General features: G+C 71.1%; 14 protein-coding genes, 1 tRNA gene and 1 pseudogene. 11 read left to right on the forward strand and 5 right to left on the reverse strand.

The features are described from left to right. Positions 1–84: 84 nt before the first annotated feature. Positions 85–1,989 carry a glycoside hydrolase family 15 protein gene (locus WG212_RS14400; protein WP_337187803.1) on the forward strand — a complete coding sequence of 635 codons (1,905 nt, stop codon included), beginning with the start codon at positions 85–87 and terminating at the stop codon, positions 1,987–1,989. A gap of 4 nt (positions 1,990–1,993) precedes the next feature. Here WG212_RS14400 and zwf read toward each other — a convergent pair whose 3' ends face one another. Beyond that, a complete protein-coding gene (gene zwf / locus WG212_RS14405; protein WP_337187804.1) occupies positions 1,994–3,448 on the reverse strand; it encodes a glucose-6-phosphate dehydrogenase in 1,455 nt (484 codons plus the stop codon). Between the two features lie 93 nt (positions 3,449–3,541). On the opposite strand from zwf, the gene otsB reads away from it, so the two are divergent. Genes otsB through ligD (WG212_RS14420) form a run of 3 tightly spaced genes read left to right on the forward strand, consistent with a single transcriptional unit; the run spans position 3,542 to position 6,652 of the window. Continuing rightward, a complete protein-coding gene (otsB, locus tag WG212_RS14410) occupies positions 3,542–4,321 on the forward strand; it encodes a trehalose-phosphatase (RefSeq protein ID WP_337187805.1) in 780 nt (259 codons plus the stop codon). Continuing rightward, positions 4,318–5,721 (forward strand): trehalose-6-phosphate synthase, encoded by a 1,404-nt coding sequence (locus tag WG212_RS14415; RefSeq protein ID WP_337187806.1) that lies wholly within the window; start codon positions 4,318–4,320, stop codon positions 5,719–5,721. The genes otsB and WG212_RS14415 overlap by 4 nt, the downstream gene beginning before the upstream one ends. Next, positions 5,687–6,652, forward strand: a complete 966-nt coding sequence (gene ligD / locus WG212_RS14420) for a non-homologous end-joining DNA ligase (protein WP_337187807.1) — start codon at positions 5,687–5,689, stop codon at positions 6,650–6,652. Before WG212_RS14415 ends, ligD (WG212_RS14420) begins: the two co-directional genes overlap by 35 nt. Before the next feature lie 27 nt (positions 6,653–6,679). Here the strand turns inward: ligD (WG212_RS14420) and WG212_RS14425 are convergent, their stop codons facing one another. Beyond that, positions 6,680–7,549, reverse strand: coding sequence for a dienelactone hydrolase family protein (locus tag WG212_RS14425; protein WP_337187808.1), 870 nt, complete (start codon positions 7,547–7,549; stop codon positions 6,680–6,682). Between the two features lie 91 nt (positions 7,550–7,640). Here WG212_RS14425 and WG212_RS14430 point away from each other — a divergent pair, with 91 nt between their 5' ends. The 3 genes from WG212_RS14430 (at position 7,641) to dnaJ (ending at position 11,830) form a co-directional block, all read left to right on the forward strand. After that, entirely contained in the window at positions 7,641–8,117 is a 477-nt protein-coding gene (locus WG212_RS14430; RefSeq protein WP_337187809.1) for a hypothetical protein, read from the forward strand. 385 nt (positions 8,118–8,502) lie between these two features. Further along, positions 8,503–10,407, forward strand: coding sequence for a molecular chaperone DnaK (dnaK, locus tag WG212_RS14435; protein ID WP_337187810.1), 1,905 nt, complete (start codon positions 8,503–8,505; stop codon positions 10,405–10,407). A gap of 262 nt (positions 10,408–10,669) precedes the next feature. Next, the gene (gene dnaJ, locus WG212_RS14440; RefSeq protein WP_337187811.1) at positions 10,670–11,830 is read left to right on the forward strand and encodes a molecular chaperone DnaJ; all 1,161 of its coding nucleotides are present in this window, start codon (positions 10,670–10,672) and stop codon (positions 11,828–11,830) included. A 16-nt stretch (positions 11,831–11,846) separates the two neighbouring features. On the opposite strand, the gene WG212_RS14445 is transcribed toward dnaJ, so the two are convergent. Then, the gene (locus WG212_RS14445; protein ID WP_337187812.1) at positions 11,847–13,790 is read right to left on the reverse strand and encodes a PQQ-binding-like beta-propeller repeat protein; all 1,944 of its coding nucleotides are present in this window, start codon (positions 13,788–13,790) and stop codon (positions 11,847–11,849) included. Between the two features lie 163 nt (positions 13,791–13,953). Here WG212_RS14445 and WG212_RS14450 point away from each other — a divergent pair. Then, positions 13,954–14,030, forward strand: a tRNA-Arg gene (locus WG212_RS14450). Positions 14,031–14,059: 29 nt separating this feature from the next. Here WG212_RS14450 and WG212_RS14455 read toward each other — a convergent pair. Then, a complete protein-coding gene (locus WG212_RS14455; RefSeq protein WP_337187813.1) occupies positions 14,060–14,905 on the reverse strand; it encodes a Ku protein in 846 nt (281 codons plus the stop codon). A gap of 76 nt (positions 14,906–14,981) precedes the next feature. Further along, on the reverse strand, positions 14,982–15,215 hold the full coding sequence (locus WG212_RS14460; RefSeq protein ID WP_337187814.1) for a DUF5961 family protein: 234 nt from the start codon (positions 15,213–15,215) through the stop codon (positions 14,982–14,984). Between the two features lie 84 nt (positions 15,216–15,299). Between WG212_RS14460 and ligD (WG212_RS14465) the strand changes: the two genes are divergently transcribed. The 3 genes and pseudogenes from ligD (WG212_RS14465) to WG212_RS14475 all read left to right on the forward strand — a co-directional run. Continuing rightward, positions 15,300–17,879 (forward strand): DNA ligase D, encoded by a 2,580-nt coding sequence (gene ligD / locus WG212_RS14465; protein ID WP_337187815.1) that lies wholly within the window; start codon positions 15,300–15,302, stop codon positions 17,877–17,879. A gap of 34 nt (positions 17,880–17,913) precedes the next feature. Next, entirely contained in the window at positions 17,914–19,398 is a 1,485-nt protein-coding gene (locus tag WG212_RS14470; protein ID WP_337187816.1) for an autotransporter outer membrane beta-barrel domain-containing protein, read from the forward strand. Further along, positions 19,398–19,937: pseudogene (locus WG212_RS14475) on the forward strand (hypothetical protein); the annotation flags it as partial. The gene WG212_RS14470 and the pseudogene WG212_RS14475, both read left to right, overlap by 1 nt.

Below are 19,937 nucleotides of genomic sequence, written 5' to 3' on the forward strand. Positions count from 1 at the left end.
AGGGCGACGCTTCGGCGTTAGGACCCGAACGGGAAGACCCCTGGGGAGCCGGGCGCCTTGCGCGCCGCCTGAACGCATGACCGGATGGAGACCTGGGCCTTGCCTCAGACCCTCGACCTGTTCCCGATCGGCAACTGCGCGGCCAGCGCCCTGATCGACCCCATGGGGCGCTATGTCTGGGCCTGTGCGCCGCGCGTGGACGGCGATCCCTTCTTCTGCGGCCTTCTCGGAGGACGGGACGCCGAGGGCGAGGGCGCGCTGGGCGTCTGGGCCATCGAGGTCGAGGGCGCGGTCGAGACCCGGCAGGAATATCTGCGCAACACGCCGATCCTGCGCACCGAGATCCGCAACGCCGACGGCGCCGGGGTGGAGATCCTGGACTTCTGTCCCCGCTTCCGGCAGCGCGGCCGGCAGTATCGACCCCTGGCCTTCGTGCGCCAGGTGCGGCCGCTGGACGGCTCGCCGCGCATCCGCATCCGGCTTAGGCCGATGCGGAACTACGGCGAGCGGCTGTGCGAGCAGACGGCGGGCTCGAACCACATCCGCTATCTCGGCTCGCGCACCAACCTGCGCCTGACCACAGACGCGCCGGTCGGCCACATCCTGGACGAGCGGCCATTTCGGCTGGAGGAGACTCTCGGCTTCTTTCTCGGGCCGGACGAGGGCCTGGACGCCGAAGTCTCGGCCACCGTCGACCGGATGCTGCGCGAAACCACCCACTACTGGCGCGAATGGGTGCGAACCCTGAGCGTACCGCTGGAATGGCAGGCGGCGGTGATCCGCGCGGCGATCACCCTGAAGCTGTGCGCCCACGAGGAGACCGGCGCGATCGTGGCGGCGCTGACCACCTCGATCCCCGAACACGACACCGAGGCCGGGGCGGGCCGCAACTGGGACTACCGCTACTGCTGGCTGCGTGACGCCTACTATGTGGTCCAGGCCCTGAACCGGCTGGGCGCGGCCGACATGCTGGAGAACTACCTCGTCTACCTGCGCAACCTCGTCGACCTGGCCACGCGGGGCGAGATGAAGGCGGATGGGCGCCGCGCCCGGCAGGCCTCCATCCCCGGCCTGGAAGCCACGCGGAAGCCCAACGGCGCCTCGGACCACATCCAGCCGGTCTATGGGGTCGGGCTGGAGCCCATGCTGACGGAGTGGATCGCGCCGCACCTGCCCGGCTACCGCGACATCGGCCCGGTGCGGATCGGCAACCAGGCGCACGAGCACCTGCAGCACGACGTCTACGGCCAGATCGTGCTCTCGACGGTTCAGGCCTTCTTCGACGAGCGCCTGCTTCGGCCGGCCACCGCCGACGACTTCCACGCCCTGGAGCCCATCGGCGAGCGGGCCTTCGAGCTGCACGACAAGCCGGACGCCAGCCTCTGGGAGTTCCGCGGGCGCGAGGCGGTCCACACCTATTCGTCGGTCATGTGCTGGGCCGCCTGCGACCGGCTGGGCAATGCGGCGGCCAGGCTCGGGCTACCCGAACGCGCCGACTACTGGAACGCCCGCGCCGCCCAGGTCCGGGCCACGATCGAGGAGCGGGCCTGGAACGCCGAACTGGGCCGCTATGCCGCCACCTTCGACGGAGACCAGCTCGACGCGTCCCTGCTGCAGATGGTGGACGTGCGGTTCGCCGACCCCGAGAGCCCGCGGATGAAGGCCACGCTGGCGGCGGTGGAGGCCGGCCTGCGCCGCGGGCCCTACATGCTGCGCTACGCCATCCCGGACGACTTCGGCGCGCCCAAGACCGCCTTCAATTTCTGCACCTTCTGGCTGATCGAGGCTCTGCACCTCTCGGGCCGGACGGAGGAGGCGCGCGACCTGTTCGAGGAGATGCTGACCCGGCGAACCGCCGCCGGCCTGCTGCCCGAGGACATCTCGTTCGATGGCGAGGAACTGTGGGGCAACTATCCCCAGACCTATTCCCTGGTCGGCATCATCAACTGCGCGAACCTGCTCTCGAAAAGCTGGCAGTCGATCCGCTGACCGATCAGTCCGACCAGGCCTTGCCGAACCGCTCGATGAGGGCGAAGGCGCCCGACGGGCCCCAGCTCCCGGCGGCGTAGGGCCTGGGCTCCAGGCGGGCCTCGGCCCAGGCGTCGGCGACGCCGTCGACCCAGCGCCAGGCCTCCTCCACCTCGTCGCGCCGGACGAAGAGCGTGGCGTCGCCCTGGATCACGTCCAGCAGCAACCGCTCGTAGGCGATCCGCCGGCGGCCGCCCGCGCCCTCGTAGGTGCTGAGCAGCGACAGCGACAGCGGCAGCGACTGGAGCCGCATGCCGCCCGAGCTGAGGCCCGGGGCCTTGTTCATCAGGGTCAGGCTGATGTCCTCGTCCGGCTGCAGGTCGATGACCAGGCGATTCGGGGTCATGTCGTGGATCGAGGCCTGGCCGAAGATCGAGTGCGGCACGGGCTTGAACTGGATCGACACCGAGGTGCGCTTCTCGGGCATGCGCTTGCCGGTGCGCAGGAAGAAGGGCACGCCGGCCCAGCGCCAGTTGTCGATGTCGGCGCGCAGCGCGACGAAGGTCTCGGTGCCGCTCTTCTGGCCGCGCTCGGCCTCGTAGCCGTCCGCCGCCGCGCCGGCCACGACGCCAGGCGTGTACTGGCCCCGGACCGACTTGTCCGCGGCGTCGACGCGGGTGAACCGGCGCAGGCTGCGCAGCACCTTCACCTTCTCGTTCCGGACCGAGTCCGGCTCCATGTCGGCCGGCGGCTCCATCGCCACGAGGCACAGGAGCTGGAGCATGTGGTTCTGGAGCATGTCGCGCAGGGCGCCGTACTCGTCGTAGTAGGGCCAGCGCGCGCCCACGCCCTCGGTCTCGGCCACCGTGATCTGGACATGGTCGATAGTGAGATTGTTCCACAGCGGCTCGAAGAACGCGTTGGCGAACCTGAGGGCGATCAGGTTCTGGACCGTCTCCTTCCCCAGGTAGTGGTCGATGCGGAAGATCTGGTCCTCGTCGAAGATCGCGCCCAACGCGGCGTTGATGTGGCGCGAGGTCTCCAGGTCGCGGCCGATCGGCTTCTCGAGCACGATCCGGGTCCGGTCGGTGGCGAGCCCGGCGGCGGCCAGGGCCACGCAGATCTTCTCGAACAGGCTGGGCGATACGGCGAGGAAGAAGAAGGGCGCGGCGCATCCGTCCAGCGCCGGCCGCAGGAGGGCCGCGCCCTCGGCGGTGGTGGCGTCGGCGCCGACGTAGATGAGGCGAGCGGAGAACCGCGCCCAGACCTGAGGATCCAGGCCCTCGGGCCGGTCGGCGAGAATCTTCTCCGCCTGCTCCCGGAAGGCCTCGGTCGTCATCTCGGCGCGGGCCGTGGCCACGATGCGGAAGCCCTCGGGGAGGAAGCCGTCGGCGTCGAGGAAGTAGAGCGAGGGCAGCAGCATGCGCCGCGCCAGATCGCCCGTGGCCCCGAACAGCACGATGGCGTCGGCCTGATGCATGGTTCGCCCTTCCAGTTTCGGCGCGCGGAGACGACATGGCGCGCGCCGTGTGGTCAAGCCCGGAACACGGTGTCGGGATCGTCGCCGGGACCTGTGCGTTTCGTGATCCCGGACGGGACCGCTATGCTGCCGGACATGCTGATCGACACCTTGCCGAAGCCTGGGCCCCTGGCCCTGGGCGACACAGCCCTTTTCCTGGACCTCGACGGAACCATAGCCCCGATCGCCGACCGCCCCGGCGACGTCGGCCCCGATCCGCGGCGCACGCGCCTGCTGGAGCGGCTGGACGCGGGGCTGTGTGGACGCCTTGCCGTGGTCAGCGGGCGGACCCTGCCTGAGATCGACGCCATCCTGGAAGGTAAAGTCGCATGGGCCGCGGCCGTTCACGGCCTTGTACGACGCGGCGCCGGCCGGGCGGTGCTAGAGGTGCCCGCACACCCCGAGCTTCCGGCCGTCCGCGCTCGACTGCGGGCCTTCGCCGCGGGCGCCGACGGCCTGATCGTCGAGGAAAAGGGCGCCAGCGTGGCGCTGCACTACCGGCTGGCGCCGGCCTGCGCCGCCGAGGCGAGGCGGCTGGCCCGCGACCTCGCCGCCGAAACGGGACTGACCATTCAGGAGGGCGACATGGTGGCCGAACTGCGAACTCCAGGGCCGACCAAGGGCGACGCCGTCCGGGCCTTCATGGCGATGGGCGCCTTCGCGGGCGCCACGCCGGTCTTCGTGGGCGACGACGTGACCGACGAGCACGGCTTCGCCGAGGTTCGGCGCCTGGGCGGCTACGGCGTCCTGGTCGGCGCCCCGCGGGCGACCGCGGCCACGTTCGGGCTGCACGACGTGGACGAGGTCCTGGCCTGGCTGGAGGCCGCCCGTTGAGCCGCCTCATCGTCGTCTCGAACCGGGTGAACCCACCCGCCGGGAACGGCGAGGAGAGCGTCGGCGGCCTGGCCATGGCGCTGGCGGCCGCGCTGAAGGAATCGTCCGGCGTGTGGTTCGGGTGGAGCGGCCGCACCACCGACACCTTCACGGGGGACCTGAACGTCGAGACGGTCGGGGGCGTCACCGCCGCGACGGTGGATCTCGAGGAGGCCGACCTCGACGAATACTACAACGGCTTCGCCAACAAGACGCTGTGGCCGCTGTTCCACTATCGCAACGATCTGGCGGCCTTCGATCGCGCCTACCGGGACGGCTACACGCGGGTGAACCGCCGCTTCGCGCACACCCTGGCCCCGCTGATCCAGCCGGACGACGTGGTGTGGGTGCACGACTACCACCTGATCCCGCTGGCGCGGGAACTGCGGGCTCTGGGTGTGAAGAACCGGATCGGCTTCTTCCTGCACATCCCCTGGCCGGCCCACCAGGTGATGATCAACCTGCCGCAGCACCGCCAGCTCGTGCAGGCGATGTTCGACTACGACCTTGCCGGCTTCCAGACAGCCGAATACCAGCAGGCGTTCGAGGAGTATGTGCTGACCGAGGCGGGCGGCGAACAGCCCGAGCCGGACTGGCTGAAGGCGTTCGGCCGGACGCTGCAGGTGGGCGCGTTTCCGATCGGGATCGACGCCGCCGACTTCGCCCGGATGAAGGCGAGCGCGCGGGCGCGGCGCATGCGCGACCTGATGACCGCGACCACAGTGTTCCGACGCCTGATCGTCGGCGTCGACCGGCTGGACTATTCCAAGGGGCTGGAGGAACGGTTCCTGGGCTTCGAGCAGTTCCTGGCCGACAACCCCGACCTGCGCCGCCAGGTGCTGATGCTGCAGATCGCGCCGCCCAGCCGCGAGGCCGTGGAGGCCTATCAGGAGATCCGGGGCCGCCTGGACGCGCTGAGCGGCCGTATCAACGGCGAATACTCCGACGTGGACTGGACGCCCTTCCGCTATGTGAACAAGAACTACCGGCGCGACGAGCTGGCCGGCATCTACGCCGCGGCGCGGGTCGGGCTGGTGACGCCCCTGCGCGACGGCATGAACCTGGTGGCCAAGGAATTCGTCGCCGCCCAGGATCCCGACGATCCCGGCGTGCTGGTGCTGTCGCGCTTCGCGGGCGCGGTGGGACAGATGCCGGACGCCCTTCTGGTCAACCCCAACAGCCCCGAAGACGTCGCCGATGCGCTGAAGCGCGCGCTCACGATGGACCGGGCCGAGCGGGTCCGGCGGTGGGCCGCGCTCTTCGAGACCGTCCAGCGCGAGGATGTGGGCTGGTGGCGTGACGCGTTCGTGCGCAAACTGATGGGCCGTGACCCAGCCCACGCCCCCGCCCACGCCGTCTGACCGGCCGCCTCGCGAACCCGCCGCTCCGGCGTGGGTGATGGGCGTGCGGTTGACCAACCCCGACCGCCCGCTCTGGCCCGACGACGGAACGGGCGCGCCGATCACCAAGCTGGAGCTGGCCCGATATTTCGAGGCGGTAGGCGCATGGATGCTGCCGCATCTCGCCGGACGCCCCTGTTCCCTGGTGCGCGCGCCGGGCGGGATCGGAGGGCCGCGGTTCTTCCAGCGGCACGCCTGGCGGGGCCTGTCGCCGCTGATCACCCGGGTCGACACCGAGGGGGGTTCCGGCAAGCCGTATCTCCAGGTGGACCGCGTCGAGGCGCTGGCGGCGCTGGCGCAGATGGGCGCGATCGAACTGCACCCGTGGAACGGCGCGCCGGGGCGACCCGATGCGCCCGCACGGCTGGTCTTCGACCTGGACCCCGACGAGGGGTTGCCCTTCGAGCGGGTGGTGGAGGCGGCGCTGGCGGTGCGGGCGCGATTGGAGGCCCTGGGTCTCGCGGCGTTCTGCAAGACCACGGGGGGCAAGGGGCTGCACGTGGTGACGCCGCTGGCCGTCCCGAAGCGCGGCGGACCTGGATGGAGCGCCGCCAAGGCCTTCGCCCGCGGAGTCTGCGACGCGGTCGCCGCCGATGCGCCGGACCGGTACGTGGTCAACATGGCCAAGGCGAAGCGGAAGGGCCGGATCTTCCTCGACTACCTGCGCAACGACCGCACCGCCACGGCCGTCGCGCCGCTCTCGCCGCGGGCGCGGCCCGGCGCCACGGTCGCCTTTCCCCTGGGCTGGGACCAGGTGACGCCGGGGCTGGATCCACGCGCCTGGACACTCCGCACGACGCCCGCCGCCCTCGCCCGCACGACCGCCTGGGCCGACTACGAGGCGGCCGCCCGGCCCTTGTCGCGCGCGATCCGGAAGCTGGGGCGCGGCTGAGGCCGGGCGAGGGAGGGAGACGCCCTCTCAGACCCCGTGCTGCTTGAAGAACGCCAGCATCCTGGCCCAGCCGTCCTCGGCGGCGTCCTGCTTGTAGGAAGGCCGGTAGTCGGCGTGGAAGCCGTGCTGGGCGTCGGGATAGACGACGATGTCGCTGTCGGTCTTGCCGGCCGCCTTCAGCGCCGCCTTCATCTTCTCGACGTCGGTCAGGGGGATGCCGCTGTCCTTCTCGGCGTAGAGACCCAGCACGGGCGCCTTCAGCTCGCCGGCGAGGTCGAGCGGATTCTTGTTGTCCGGGTCGGTCGCCATGCCGCTGGTGAGGCGGCCGTACCAGGCGACGCCGGCCTTGAATTCCGGGAACCGGGCCACCGCTTCCCAGGTCACGGCCCCGCCCCAGCAGTAGCCGGTGATCGCGACGCGCTTCGCATCGGCGAACGGCTGGGCCTTCAGCCAGGCCAGCGCCGCGCCCACGTCGCCGGCCACCTGGGCGTCGGTGGCGGTGGCCACGATCTTCATGATCGCCGGGAAGTCGGTCAGGGTCGACGGATCGCCCGCGCGGACGAAGAAGTCCGGCGCGATGGCCACATAGCCCGCCTTGGCCAGCCGGCGCGCGGTGTCGCGGATGTATTCGTGCAGGCCGAAGACCTCGGAGACGAGGACCACACAGGGATGCTTGCCGGCCTTCGAGGGCCGCGCGACGAAGGCCGGGATCTCTCGGTCGGGCGCCTTGATGCCGACCATCCCGGTCCAGAGCCCCGCGTCGTCGGTCCTGACGGGCGCCGCCTGCGCCGACCAGGCCGCCAGGGCGTAGCCGCCGGTGATCGCGAGCGTCAGCCCGCGGCGCGATAGGTTCAGATCTTCCGGGCGCGTGCCGTCGGGACGGGTGAGGGTGACCATGAGGGCTTCCTTTCGGGCGTTTCCATGCACGACGTTTGGCGGGATGCTGGGACGCAGCGAACCCGACTGCCCGAGGAGCCGTCAACCGCCGATGGCCGCCGCATCCACGAAACCCTTCTCCATCCGGTCGCTGACGGCCGGCGAACGGGCGCTGGGCGCCGAGATGTTCGGGGCCGGTCTCGACACCGACCGGGTGCGCATCCTCGCGGTCCCGGCCTGGAACCGGGCGTTCGTGGCCGGCCCGACGCTGATCGTCTGGCCTGCGGCGACATGCCCCGTCGACTTCGCCGCGGCCGAGGTCCCGCTGCGGCACCAGGCCGTCTTCGTCCACGAGCTGACTCATGTGTGGCAGGCGCAGAACGGAATCTCCCTGATCCTGGCGAAACTGCGGGCGGGCGACGGCCCGCGCGCCTACGCCTACGACCTGGACGGCCCGCCCTTCGCCGCCATGAACATCGAGCAGCAGGCGATGGTGGTGGAGCACGCCTTCCTGGCCTCCCGGGGTGACGAGACGCCGCACCCCGCCGCCCGCTACGCCGAGGCCAGCGTGAATTGGCGGCGAGCGTAGGGTCGGACAGGCGCGCGTGAGCGCCCTCCTTTGGAACACGAAGATCACGAAGGGCACGAAGACCACGAAGGAGTCCGGGCGCTATGGTCGATAGGTATGTCGCCGTCGATCTTCGTGGTCTTCGTGCCCTTCGTGGTCTTCGTGTCGGAATGACTGCGCCTGCGGCGCGCCCGGCCCCTGCGCATATCCTTACAGTACGAAGGGCTTTCGCTCTTGCAGGGGCGCCAAACCTTCCCATATCGGCTCTCGAAGACGGCCTTCGCCCATTCGGGCAGCGGGGCCGGACGAGGAACTTAATCGAACCGGGGGCGTCGCTTTTCCTCGGGCGCTTCTCTAGAAGGCCCACCCGCGGCGTCCGCCAACAAGGAGCGAGCAAGACCCACTAATGAGCAAGATCATCGGCATCGACCTCGGCACCACGAACTCGTGCGTGGCCATCATGGACGGCAAGACCCCGAAAGTGATCGAGAACGCCGAAGGCGCCCGGACCACTCCTTCGGTCGTGGCTTTCCTGGACGACGGCGAACGCCTGGTGGGCCAGCCCGCCCGGCGCCAGGCGGTGACCAACCCCGCCAACACCCTGTTCGCGATCAAGCGCCTGATCGGCCGCAACTTCGACGACCCCGTGGTCGCGAAGGACAAGGGCATGGTGCCCTATGAGATCGTGAAGGGCCCGACCGGCGACGCCTGGGTGAAGGCGCACGACAAGGACTATTCGCCCCAGCAGGTCTCGGCGTTCATCCTGCAGAAGATGAAGGAAGCCGCCGAGCAGCACCTCGGCGAGAAGGTCGAGAAGGCGGTCATCACCGTCCCGGCCTACTTCAACGACGCCCAGCGCCAGGCCACCAAGGACGCCGGCAAGATCGCGGGCCTGGAAGTCCTGCGGATCATCAACGAGCCGACGGCGGCGGCGCTGGCCTACGGCCTCGAGAAGAACGACGGCAAGAAGATCGCAGTCTACGACCTGGGCGGCGGCACGTTCGACGTGTCGATCCTGGAGATCGGCGACGGCGTCTTCGAGGTGAAGTCGACCAACGGCGACACCTTCCTGGGCGGCGAGGACTTCGACCTGCGGCTCGTCGACTACCTGGCCGACGAGTTCAAGAAGGAGCAGGGCGTCGACCTGCGCAAGGACAAGCTGGCCCTCCAGCGCCTCAAGGAAGAGGCCGAGAAGGCGAAGAAGGAGCTCAGCAGCGTCACCCAGTACGAGGTGAACCTGCCATTCATCAGCATGAACGCCTCGGGTCCGCTGCACCTGAACATCAAGCTGTCGCGCGCCAAGCTGGAAGCGCTGGTCGAGGACCTGATCACCCGGACCATCGGCCCCTGCGAGCAGGCGCTGAAGGATGCGGGCCTCAAGAAGACCGACATCGACGAGGTGATCCTGGTCGGCGGCATGACCCGCATGCCCAAGGTCGTCGAGACGGTGAAGGCGTTCTTCGGCCGCGAACCGCACAAGGGCGTGAACCCCGACGAGGTCGTGGCCCTGGGCGCCGCCGTGCAGGCGGGCGTGCTGGCCGGCGACGTCAAGGACGTGCTGCTGCTGGACGTGACGCCCCTGACCCTGGGCATCGAGACCCTGGGCGGCGTGTTCACCCCGCTGATCGAGCGCAACACCACCATCCCGACCAAGCGGAGCCAGGTGTTCTCGACCGCCGACGACAACCAGTCGGCGGTGACGATCCGGGTCTTCCAGGGCGAGCGCCCGATGGCGGCCGACAACAAGATGCTGGGCCAGTTCGACCTGGTCGGCATCCCGCCGGCGCCGCGCGGCGTGCCGCAGGTCGAGGTGACGTTCGACATCGACGCCAACGGCATCGTGCACGTCACGGCCCGCGACAAGGCGACCAACAAGGAGCAGTCGATCCGCATCCAGGCCAACGGCGGCCTCTCGGACGCGGACATCGACGCGATGGTCAAGGACGCCGAGTCGCACAAGGCCGACGACGAGAAGCGCAAGGCGGCGGTCGAGGCCAAGAACCAGGCCGACGCGGTCGTCCACTCGACCGAGAAGGCGCTCAGCGAGCACGGCGACAAGGTCTCGGAAGCCGACCGTACGGCCATCCAGACCGCGCTGGACGACCTGAAGGGCTCGCTGGAGGGCGGTGACGCCGAGGCGATCTCGGCGAAGACCCAGACCCTCATCCAGGCTTCGATGAAGCTGGGCGAGGCCATGTACAAGGCCCAGCAGGGCGAGGCCGGCGACGGCCAGCCCGAGGACGGCCCCTCGGCCTCGGACGACGTCGTGGACGCCGAATTCGAGGAAGTCGACGGCGACGACAAGAAGTAGGGCGTGACGATGCGCCCCATGGCCCGACCGGCGCCCAGGCGTCACAACGGCCGCGGGGTCGTCGCCGCCGCCTTCGCGGCCCGGGCGCCCGATCGGAGCCCGGACGTCGAGTTGGAGCGCGCATTGCGGGCGGAACCGTCAGCCGATTTCGCCCCGCGCGCCCGGAACGGTTTCCCCGCCCTCCCGGCCTTGCTAAGGCTTGCGGGTGGGCGGGGGGCCACCCACCTGAAAATCCATCAGTTATCGAGCGCCTGACGATTTCATGCGGGACTATTACGAGATCCTGGGCGTGGACCGCGGTTGCGACGCGGGAGCCCTCAAGAGCGCCTTTCGCAAGGCCGCGATGGAACACCATCCTGACCGGAACGGCGGCTGCGAGGAGGCGGCCTCCCGCTTCAAGGAAGTGAACGAGGCCTATTCGGTCCTGTCCGATCCCCAGAAGCGCGCGGCCTACGACCGCTTCGGCCACGCCGGCGTGAACGGTCAGGGCGGGATGGGCGGCAACGGCCAGTTCCACGACGTCCACGACATCTTCAACGAGGTGTTCGGCGACGTCTTCGGCGACATGTTCGGCGGCCGCGGCGGCCGCCAGCAGCGGGGCGGCCCGGCCCGCGGCTCGGATCTGCGATACGACCTGGAGATCACCCTCGAGCAGGCCTATGCGGGCGCCGAGGTCGAGATCACCGTCCCGGCCACCCTGACCTGCGAAACGTGCGACGGCTCGGGCGCCAAGCCCGGCACCAGCCCCACCACCTGCACCACCTGCCAGGGCCAGGGCCGCGTGCGCGCCACGCAGGGCTTCTTCTCGATCGAGCGCGCCTGCCCGCGCTGCGGCGGTTCGGGCCGGATGGTCCTCGACCCCTGCGGCGACTGCCGCGGCCAGGGCCAGATCCGCCGGAACCGCACGCTCGCCGTCCGCGTCCCGGCCGGCGTGGACGACGGCGCCCGCATCCGCCTGGCCGGCGAGGGCGATGCGGGTCTGCGCGGCGGCCCGCGCGGCGACCTCTACATCTTCATCTCGGTGGCCCCGCACGAACTGTTCGAACGCGACGGCCTGGACCTGCTCTGCACGGTGCCCGTGCCGATGTGCGTCGCGGCCCTGGGCGGCGAGATCGACGCGCCCTGCCTGCTCGGCGGCGACAACTGCGACGGGAACTGCAAGATCACCGTCCAGATTCCCGAGGGCGCCCAGACGGGCCGCACCGTGCGGGTGAAGGGCCGCGGCATGCCTTCCCTGCGCGGCCCGCAGCGGGGCGACCTCGTCGTGGAGCTGTTCGTCGAGACGCCGACGAAGCTCAACGCGCGCCAGAAGGAGCTGCTGCGGGAACTGGCCGGCCTGTGCGAGGAACAGCAGCACCCCAAGGCCGCCGGCTTCACCGGCAAGGCCAAGCGGTTCTGGGACAGCGTGACGGGACAGGCCTAAAAGTCGATCGCCCCGATCAGGGCTGAGGCTTCGGCCTCAGGGCCACCAGCACGTTGCCCGCCGCCTGGCCGAAGCTGGCGTAACCCGAGTTGACGAACACCATGCCGTCGCCGGCGAAGAGGCCGGCCGCGTCGATCGAACCGCCGGCGCCCGGGACGCCGTTCACCGGCCGATAGTCGGCGGTCGCCGTGTCGACCATGTGGAGCACCTTGCCCGTCGCCGTGTCGAAGACCCACAGGCGGCCGTCCAGCGACCCCGCCAGCAGCGCCCCGTCGATCACCAGGGGCGCGGCCGAGAGCCCGTGCCGGGTCTTGCAGGTGACGACCCTGGCGCGCGGGCCTTCGCAGTCGGGCTCGGCGAGCCACTGCCACGCCACCTTGCCGGTCGCGATGTCGACGGCGTGCATGCCCGCGGCCGAATGCTCCCTGGGCACGTTGGGATCGCTGATCGGCGCGAACACCCTCCTGCCGTCATGGGCGATGCCCCAGTGGACTCCGCCCAGCGGCGTGCCCCGGCCGAACTGGCGCCGCCACAGCACCCTGCCCGTCGCCGCGTCCAGCGCCCAGACGTCGCCCGACTTCTGGCCGCCCAGGATCACGTCCTTGCCGCGGGGGCGACGGAAGATCACCGGCCCCGCGCCGAAGTCGTGGTCGAGCAGCACACTGCCCTCGCCGGCGAAGAAGCAGTTGGGCCCCGGTCCGCGGCCGCCCGTGGGCGATCCCACCGGGCACGACATGTTCCAGACATCGTTCTCCAGCGCCTGGAAGACCCACTTCTCCCGTCCGGTCGCCAGGTCCACGGCGGCGATGGCGTCGCTGGTCTTCGTGGCGGGAGGCGAGGTGTTCTCGCCCGTCGAGGCGAAGACGAGGCCGTTCCGCACGTCGATCGCAGGCGAGGACCACACCGGGGCGCCCGAGGGGCCGTACATCTCGACGCCCTGGGAATTCTTCACGCCCAGCGGGCGGGCGTCCGGCATGGTGTGCCAGGTCCACAGCACCCGGCCGTCCTTCGCATCCACGGCCACGACGGCGCCGTGGCCCTTGCAGCACTCGTAGCTCGGCCGCATGGCCGCGCCGACGTCGCTGCCCGAGATCGGCACGATCACCTTGCCGTCGTGGATCAGCACCGAGCCCGACAGCGGCGCCGTCCTGTCGTGGCGGGGATCGGCCCGCCACAGAATGACGCCCGTCTTCGCGTCGAAGGCGATCAGCCGCCCCTGGCCGTCGGCGGCGACGAGGCCCAGCGGGCCGTCCTGGCCCAGGCGACCATAGGCCAGGCTGTTGCGCACCTGGGACGGTGTGGGCGTCGCCCACTTCACGCAGCCCGTGCGGGTGTCGAGCGCCAGCACGTAGCCCGCCTGTCCAGCGGGATAGAACAGCGTGGAGCCGACCACCACCCCCGACCCGCGCAGGCCCGAGGTGCGCGGCAGGGCGAAGCTCCACGCCACCTCCAGCTTCGCCATGTCGGCCGTCTTCAGCCCGGCCTGGGCGGCGCTCATCCGGCGCGAATTCTCGTGATCGACGCCGAAGCCGATCTGTGCGGGCGTAGGGGCCAGGTCGACCTCCCGCCGGTCGGGCGTACAGCGGGCGTCGTCGATCCAGGCCGTGCCCGCCGAATCCTCCGGCGCGGCCAGATAGGCCACCACGTCGCGGAGCTGGCGAGAATCCAGGCTGTCGCCGATCGGCTTCATCACCCCCGCCGTCAGCGCCGCCGTCAGCGTCTGGGCGCTCATCTTCCTGAGCGCCGCCACAGGCGCGGCGCGGTCGCCCGCGGCAACGTTGTCGTGGCACGCGGCGCAGAACTGGTCGTAGACCGCCTTGCCCGGGGGCTCGTCCTCCACATGCGCCTGGGCCTGCGCCCAGGCGAGGGACGAACCGAGGCTCGCCACGGCGAGTCCGGCCGCCGCGATCAGCGCACCCAACCCCGCAATCGGCTTCCGGGCCTGCCTACCGCCCCCCATGCATCCCCCCAAGGCGCCATACCGGTCCTTCGACCGCTTTCCAGGTGCGGACCCTAGCCGCCAAAAACTCCGGCGCGATTGCCCCGCTGAAATCCTGGCCGTGCGCGCGAGCCAGCGTTTGCGGCCGCGCGCCCTTTCCGCTAGAGACACCGCTCCGCGAGACGCACCCGTAGCTCAGCTGGATAGAGCGTTGCCCTCCGAAGGCAAAGGTCACACGTTCGAATCGTGTCGGGTGCGCCAGCGGTCTCCTTGGATTGCCGACTGCCGCCCTACGCCGCCGAGCGCCCCGTCTTGCGGGTGCGGGGCTTGGCGGCCGCGCTTCGGGCGGCGGGCCTGCGGGCCGGTTTGCCGTCGAGGCTGGCGCGCAGGGCGGCCATGAGGTCGACGACGTTGGTGTCGTCCGGCGGGGCCACGGCCCGGACCTTGCGGCCCTTCAGCTTGTCGGCGATCAAGCCCTTCAGCGCCTCTTCATAGCGGTCGACGAACAGGCCGGGATCGAACGGCCCCTTCTTCTGCTCGATGATCCTGGCGGCGATCTGGATCATCTCGGGGTCGGGCCTGGCCTTGCCGATGCCGGCGAACAGGTCGTCGGGCCGGCGCACCTCGTCCTCGGCGCGCAGGGTATAGGCGACGATGCCCCGGTCGCGGGGCTCCAGCGCCAGCATCCGCTCGCGCGTGGACATCACGATCCGGCCCAGCGCGATCTGGCCCGAGCGGCGCATGGCCTCGCGGATCACGGCGAACGCCTCCTCGCCCAGCTTGCCCTCGGGGGTGAGGAAATAGGGATCGTCCCAGTAGAGCCGGTCGATGTCGGCGGCGGGCACGAAGCGCTCGATGTCGATGGTCTTCGTGCTTTCCAGCTTCACCGCGCGGATCTCGTCCTCGCTCAGCAGCACGTACTCGCCCTTGGACACCTCGTAGCCCTTGACCAGGGCCGAGCGTTCGACCGGCCCCGTGTCGGGGTCGATGGTCTGCATGCGGATCCGGTTGCTGGTCTTCGGGTTGATGAGGTTGAAGCGCACGTTCCCCGAGGCGTTGGTGGCCGTGTAGAGCGCCACCGGGCAGGTGACGAGCGAGAGCTTCAGGTGTCCTTGCCAGATCGGACGAGGGGGCATGTGCGGTTCCGGGCTGGTCGGGGCGCCACGCCCCGATTCGCACTTCCAACGCCCGCGGGACGGATTCGTTCGGGCGTCAGGCGCAGTCGGCGGTCTCGCCCGTCTCCAGGTCGAGGCAGATGCAATGTTCACAGCCGTCGTCCAGGTCGCGCACGATCAGGCTGATCTCCGCCCCGTCGAGGGCGGCCAGGCCTTCGGCGTAGGCGACCGCGGCGGCTTCGGCCGAGGCCTCCTCGACCAGCAGGGCATGGCGGCGGCCCAGGTCGCGGTCGTGGACCAGGAAACGGCGGACAGGCTGCGGATCGGTCATGGTGGCTCCTCGCCTCTGCAACGCACGACGCGCGAAATGGATTCAAGCCTGGGCACGGATCGGCCCGCCGCACGTTGGAGCGCCATGCCGGACGTCACGCTCGCCAAATATCGCCGCATGCGCGACTTCGACCGCACGCCCGAGCCCTCGGGGCGCCAGGCGGTGGCGCCGGCGGGCGCCCGCCGGTTCGTCATCCAGAAGCACGACGCGACGCGGCTGCACTTCGACCTGCGGCTGGAGCACGACGGGGTGTTCCGGTCGTGGGCGACCCCCAAGGGCCCCTCCATGGACCCGCGCGACCGGCGACTGGCGGTCGAGGTGGAAGACCACCCGCTGGACTACGGCGACTTCGAGGGCGTGATCCCGAAGGGCCAGTACGGCGGGGGGACGGTGATGATCTGGGATCGGGGCGCCTGGGCCCCCGAGCCGGGGTTCGAGGACGTGGGCCGCGCGCTGGAGGCCGGGGAGCTGAAGTTCGTCATGGAGGGCGGACGTATGCACGGCTCCTGGGTGCTGGTGCGCACGCGTTCGGGACCCGACAGCCGGACCGCCCCGAACCGCGGGAACTGGCTGCTCATCAAGCACCGCGACGCCGCGGCGGCGGACGGCGACCCCGACGGCCCCACCGGCTCGGATCGCTCGGCGGCCTCGGGTCGCACCATGGGCGAGATCGCCGCCGGCAAGGGCCGCACGCCACGCCCGTTCATGACTGCGCCGCCCGCCGCCGGTTCGGCCGCCGCGCGGACGGCGAAGCGGACGGCCCGGTCGTCGGCCGGCAGGGCCCGGTCCGCGCCGCCTCCCGATTTCATCGCGCCGCAGCTTGCGCGAAACGTCGACCGGCCGCCCGGCGGGCCGGAGTGGGCGCACGAGGTGAAGTTCGACGGCTACCGGGTTCAGCTCCACATTCGGGGTGGCCGCGCCCTGGTGCTCACGCGAACCGGGCTCGACTGGACCGGCCGCTTCGCGGCCATAGCCGACGCCGCCGCCGGCCTGCCCGACGGCGTCTACGACGGCGAGGTGGTCGCCCTGGACGCGGGTGGCGCGCCCAGCTTCGGAGCCCTGCAGGCGGCCCTCTCGGCGGGCCGGAGCGAGGATCTGGTGCTGTTCCTCTTCGACCTGCTGTTCGAAGGCGGGCAGGATCTGCGAAGCCGCACGCTGGCCCAGCGCAAGCTGCGGCTCCAGGCCGTTCTGGCGGGCGCGCCGCAGCGCATACGCTATGTCGAGCATTTCCTGGTCCCGGGCGAGACGATCCTGAACTCAGCCTGCCGGATGAACCTGGAGGGCGTGGTCTCGAAGCGGCTGGACGCGCCCTACCGATCCGGTCGCGGCGACGCGTGGCTCAAGTCGAAGTGCCGGGCGGGGCACGAGGTGGTGATCGGCGGATACACCACGACCAACGGCGCCTTCCGCTCGCTGATCGCCGGCGTCCGGCAAGGCGGCCGCCTGGTCTACGCCGGGCGCATCGGGACGGGCTTCGGGCGCGAGACGGCGCGACGGCTGGCCGTGCGCCTCGGGGCGCTGGAACGGGACGCCAGCCCCTTCGAGGAACCCCTCCCGCGTCAGGCCGGAGCCGTCCATTGGGTCGAGCCCGTGCTTGTGGCGGAGATCGAGTACGAGGGCTTCACCGCCGACGGGCGGTTGCGGCAGGCCGCCTTCAAGGGCCTGCGCGAAGACAAGCCGGCAGCCGATGTCGGCGACGAACGGTCGGCCGCCGCGGTCCTCGGCCGCGTGACCTTGTCCAGCCCGGAGAAGGTGTTGTGGCCGGATGCCGGGGACGGCGCGGCTGTCACCAAGCGCGACCTGGCCGACTACTACGCCGAGGTGGGTGAATGGATGCTGGCCCACCTGCGCGGCCGGCCCTGCTCCATCGTCCGCGCGCCCGACGGGATCTCAGGCGAGACCCGCTTCTTCCAGCGGCACGCGACCCGCGGCCTCTCCAGCCTCGTCACCGAAGTGACGGTGCAGGGCGACCGCAAGCCCTACCTGCAGTTCGATCGCGTGGAAGCCCTCGTGGCGGCGGCCCAGACGGCGGCGGTGGAACTGCATCCCTGGAATTGCGAGCCGTTCCAGCCCGAACGGCCTGGCCGCCTGGTGTTCGACCTGGATCCGGCCCCCGACGTGCCGTTCGAGCAGGTCATCGCGGCGGCGCGCGAGGTCCGCGAGCGGCTGGAGGCCCTGGGCCTCGTGGCGTTCTGCAAGACGACCGGCGGCAAGGGCCTTCACGTCGTGACGCCGGTGACGGCGGGCGACGTGGACTGGCCCGGCGCCAAGGCGTTCGCCCGCTCCGTCTGCGCGGCGATGGCGGCGGATTCGCCCGATCGCTACCTGATCGTGATGTCGAAGGCGGCGCGGGGCGGACGGATCTTCCTCGACTACCTGCGCAACGGCCGCTCGGCCACGGCGGTCGCGCCGCTGTCGCCAAGAGCGCGTCCCGGCGCGCCGGTCTCCATGCCCCTGAACTGGCGGCAGGTCCGCAAGGGGCTGGATCCGTCGCGCTTCACGCTGAGAACCGCGCCGGGCTTGCTGAAGGCGTCGGACGCCTGGGCCGGCTATGCCGAAGCCGCAAGACCGCTCGACGAGGCTGTCGCCCGAACCGAACACCGATCTCAGAGCCGACGGTCACACCCCCGATCGGGGGATGAAACCAAACCACGGCGCAGCTAGCCACGCCCCCTCAAGTATCGAGGGGAGTTCTGTCTTGAAGCGCATCATCGGCCTGACTGCGGGCCTGTCCGCCGCCGCCCTGGCGGGGGAAGCCCTGGCCCAGACGACACCGCCCACCACGCCGCCGGTGACACCGCCTGTCACCGTCCCGGGCGGCCTGGGCACCACCGTCATCACGCGTCCTGACGGCACCCGGATCGAAACCACCGTCCTGGGCCCGACCTCGCTGCGGATCGTCATCAGCGGCGGCGAGTACGCCAACAACCCCGTCACGGTGAACTTCACCAACATCACCTCGTCGGGGACGACCCAGACCTACACCGGCGACGTGACGCAGGGCGGGACCACCTCGCCCTTCACCTGCACCGTGAACTCGGCCACGGGCGCCGTCACGGGCAGCGGCGCCTGCGCCGACGCGCTCGGAGGCAGCAGCACGACGCCGCCCACCACGCCTCCGGTGACGCCGCCCGTCACGCCCCCCACCACGCCGCCCACCGATCCGCCGACCACGCCGCCGACGACACCGCCCACCACGCCGCCGACTACGCCCGAGCCCACCATGGTGGCGCCCGACGGCACGGTGATCACCATCGCGACGGGCAACCTGCTGCTGCTGACGGCGGTGCAGACCGACCAGTTCCTGAACTCGCTGCTGGGCGACGCCCTGTCGTCCAGCTACGGCCAGGCCTTCGTAGCCGCCCGCGCCATGGTGCTTTCGGCCGGCGCCAGAGGCGGCGGCCGCGCGTCGCTGGACGGCTATCGCGGGATGTCGGCGGGCGAAGCCGACGCGCCTCTCGGCCTGTGGGTCAACGCCACGGGCGTGCGCCTGAAGGACAAGCGTCCGGGCCGCGAGCAGAAGGGCTGGTCGCGCAGCGTCGCCGTGGGCGCGGACTATCGCTTCTCCAGCTCGATGCTGGGCGTCTTCGCCGCCTATGGCGACACCGACCTGGACGGCCCCTTCGTGGAGCACGAGTCCGACGGCTGGACCGGCGGCGTCTACGGCTCGGTGCTGGTGCTGCCGAACGTCGCGGTGACCGGCATGGTCGGCTACAACAGGCAGGACGTCTTCAACGCCCGCACGTTCGGCATCCTGTCGTCGCGCGGCGACACCGAGCGCGACCAGTGGTTCGGCAGCCTGACGGTGGAGGGCGCCGTGGCCCTGGCCCCCGAATGGTCTCTGCAGCCGGCCGCCTCGCTGTTCCTGTCGAAGTCCGACACCGACGCCTATGTCGACAACGCCGGCCGGGCGATCGGCGCCGTGGACAACAGCCTGTCGATCCTGCGGGTCGGGGCCACCCTGTTCCGGCATTTCGAAGGGTTCTCGCCCTACGTCAGCGCCGCCTGGGACCACTATCTCAAGGACGAGATCGGCACCGACAACAACTACGGCCGCCTCGGCGCCGGGGTCTCGTTCAACCTGACGCCCGGCAGCTATCTGTCGGTCGGCGGCAGCACCACGGTGAGCCGCAAGGGCGAGCGCGAGACCATGTTCGGGGCCACCCTGGGCGGCCGGTTCTGATGCGCCGCGTGCGAGGCGCGGCCCTGACGGTCGCCCTCGCTTCGCTGGTTTCCCTGGCTTCGCTGGCCTCCCTGGCCGGTTGCGCGACCGCGCCGCCGGCGCCGGAGGGCTGGACCGTCCGCGACGTGACCGCGGGCGGACATGCGCTGGCCGCCGCCACGCCTTCGGCCCAGCAGCCGGGCGTGGTGCTGACGGTGGTGATCGAGGGCGACGGGCCCGCCCACGATCCCGCCGGCCGGCCCAGCGCCGACCCGACGCCGCGCCGGCCCGTGGGCCTGGCCATCGCAAAGGCCTGGCCCACGGGTCCCGTGGCCTGGCGGGCACGCCCCTGCCCGTTCACCCGCGCCCGCGATCCCGCCGGCCGCCCGGAGACATGGGCGCGCGCCCGGGTCGGGCCGGCGGCGGTCGCCGCCCTCGCCGCCGGCGGCGCTGCGCGGACGGCCGCGACCGGCGCGCGGCAGGGGCGGCGGGGGGGATGGGCGGGCGGCGGCACGAGGGCGGCGGCGCGGGCGGCGGCGCGCGACGACGGGGCCGGCCTC

Origin of the sequence: Phenylobacterium sp. (assembly GCF_037189685.1) — a bacterium.
Lineage (GTDB): Bacteria > Pseudomonadota > Alphaproteobacteria > Caulobacterales > Caulobacteraceae > Phenylobacterium.